General features: G+C 53.2%; 3 protein-coding genes. 1 reads left to right on the forward strand and 2 read right to left on the reverse strand.

Annotated features, from left to right (window positions below; translation table 11 throughout):
- Window positions 1–52: 52 nt before the first annotated feature.
- The gene (locus tag BGI27_RS17665) at window positions 53–280 is read right to left on the reverse strand and encodes a hypothetical protein (protein WP_095526082.1); all 228 of its coding nucleotides are present in this window, start codon (window positions 278–280) and stop codon (window positions 53–55) included.
- Window positions 281–609: 329 nt separating this feature from the next.
- On the opposite strand from BGI27_RS17665, the gene BGI27_RS17670 reads away from it, so the two are divergent.
- Entirely contained in the window at window positions 610–1,737 is a 1,128-nt protein-coding gene (locus tag BGI27_RS17670) for a porin (protein ID WP_095526083.1), read from the forward strand.
- Window positions 1,738–1,944: 207 nt separating this feature from the next.
- On the opposite strand, the gene BGI27_RS17675 is transcribed toward BGI27_RS17670, so the two are convergent.
- Window positions 1,945–2,487 (reverse strand): tetratricopeptide repeat protein, encoded by a 543-nt coding sequence (locus BGI27_RS17675; protein ID WP_095526084.1) that lies wholly within the window; start codon window positions 2,485–2,487, stop codon window positions 1,945–1,947.
- Window positions 2,488–2,607: the final 120 nt, after the last annotated feature.

Below are 2,607 nucleotides of genomic sequence, written 5' to 3' on the forward strand. Positions count from 1 at the left end.
TGAAAAACAGTATTTCATGAAGCTCGGGGCTGTCTAGGAAACCCGGGGCGATTCACCCGGCTGGCCCTGCCGCCCCACCCAACCAATCCACCACCCTCGCCAGTACCGCATACAGCAGGGCCTCAAAGGCACCAATGGCTGCCGTACAGAGCGCCATGCCCAGGATGTAGCCCCGCAGCCCCTCGGTGCAGCCCCAGACGAACCGCAGAAAATGTCTTGGCGGTGTGGCAAACACGGTAGTCGGGTAAGGGTGGACGAGCTTTTCAAACAATTGGTACACGTGGGAGCTCCATACGGCGAAGGTGACGCAAAGACTGCCAAGGGTAGCGGGCAAGCCGCCAGATGTTCAACCATGGCATTGCGGCATACCAGACGCTGAGTGGCCCCGCACAGAATGTGCGTTGACCGGTAACCACCGCAGATGGAGACTCATCGTGTTGCACAAAAACAACATCTGCTGCCCGCGCTCCTTTTGGACAGGCAACTTTAGTGCGACATCACATCGGCTTTTGCCAGAATCCAACCAACCCCATTTCTGGGGGGCTTGCTGAGTCTTCTGTGGCCAAGCCACGCAAACTTGGCTTTTCCTAAACCGTGAGGAGAATCTTCATGCAGAAAAAAATCATCGCTCTGGCCGTTGCCGGCATGATGTCTGGCGCTGCGTTCGCGCAAGTCACCATCGGCGGTAAGGTTGATGCAGGCTATCAGTTCAAGACCACTCAAGCTGGTGAGAACAACCCTGGCCAAACGACTCAAACCCTGTCCGATGGCGGTGCATCCACCTCGCGTATTACCTTCGGTGCCAAGGAAAAGGTCAATGATGATCTGGAACCTGGGGTCAGCATGGACTTGCGCTTCGGTGACTTCTTCGCGGGCAAGGGTGGCTCCACTGCCAACGCCCAATCGGGTGGCCTGAACTCCAACGACAAGAAGGCCGTCTACCTGCAAAGCAAGACTTTTGGCCGCCTGCAATGGGGCGTGCAGAACATTGCTGACGACTACTATGTCGCCAAGAAGCCGTACATGGTCGACCCGAAGGACCTGGAAATCGTCAAGTACGGTATCGCGACCTATCGCACCACGCTGCTGACCAGCCGCACCACCCAATACTTGACCCCGACTCTGAGCCTGGGTCAATTCAAGCTGGGCGGCGAAGGCTACTATGCGTTTGGTGACAACAGCGTCTCCGGCGCCAACGATGCTGATGGTGTCAGCAGCGGTGATGTCGTCGCTGGCGGCCTGCAGTTCGCCTATGGCAAGTGGGTCAACGGCGGCTTCGCTCGTACGAGCCGTTATTCCCAAGGTACGGCTGCAGCGAATCAAAATGGCTTTAACCATGCCAAGACTTTCGTGAACGTCTACCCGATCGAAAATCTGAAGTTGTCCGCAACCTACATCAACCAATCTGGTCGCGTGGCTGGTGCAGCATGGCAAGACAAAATCACCAACTACGTGATCTCCTACAACTTCAATGGCAAGGCAGCCATCGGTGCCGAGTATTCCGTCGTACGTGACGTGGGTGAAAGCCGTAACAGCGGTAGTGGCTGGATGGTAGGCGGCGCCTACTTCCTGACCAAGACCCTGTACTTCTACGCTGCAGCCCAGAAGAATGACTGGGAACGCCGTGAATCTGTCGGCGCGGGTGGCGGCTATAACGGCACCGCAACGAGCTTCTCCAGCAACCCGACCAAGGCTGACATGAAGTACTACCGTGTTGGTCTGGTCAAGGAATTCTGATCATCGATTGATCAGAGTGGTTTAACTACCACTAAACTACCACTGAAAGTTCACAAAGCCCTCGAAAGAGGGCTTTGTTTTTTAGGGGTCACGCAACAACCGATGGGTAAGCCAAGAATGAAGTCCAGTAAGCAGGCCACCATGCCGAAAGAACCGACACTTCGCTTTCAGCGTGCTCTGCAATATGCCAATCAGGGTCAATTCAGTCTAGGAAACCCGGGGCGATTCAGAATTCAGCTTAATTATTTTTTCAAAGCACTCGATTGCATCACTTGCTCGGTGCATGCGCCAACACAAAATCCCAAGATTATTAAGAGCATCGACATCACCAGGATCAATGGCTAGCGATTTTTTATAGAAGTCAGCGGCCTCTTGCGTTCGCCCTATGCTTGCGAGCAGATTTGCATAGTTGAACAGGAGAGGGGCGTATCCGGGCTCCATTGATATTGCTTCTTCATAACAATGCAACGCATCACTAATGCGCATTTGATGGCGCAAGACAGAGCCTAGATTAAAACGAATACTTGGTTCCGTGGAAGCGACCAGTACAGCCTTCCTTAGGTAGGTTTCGGCCTTATCCAACTTGCCAAGATCATCGTATACAAGTCCTAAGAGATTCAGCGCCTCGCCGCAGTCTGGGTATATCTCCAGTGCATAGAATGCCTTTTTTTCTGCCTCACTCAGGTTGTGTGCGTAATAGGCTGCTATTGCACCTTGCAAAAGACCTTTGAGAACATTTTCAATCAGCATGATCGAATAGGAAGAACCTGAATGCGTTCGAGTGGCGTTTGCTAAATAGTAGTGGAAGTGGCGTTACAAAGTAAAACGCCCTTGTACCTGGGAGGTACAAGGGCGTTTTGTTGGTTAGTC

The sequence above is a fragment of the Candidatus Dactylopiibacterium carminicum genome (genome assembly GCF_014736495.1).
Taxonomy (GTDB): domain Bacteria; phylum Pseudomonadota; class Gammaproteobacteria; order Burkholderiales; family Rhodocyclaceae; genus Uliginosibacterium; species Uliginosibacterium carminicum.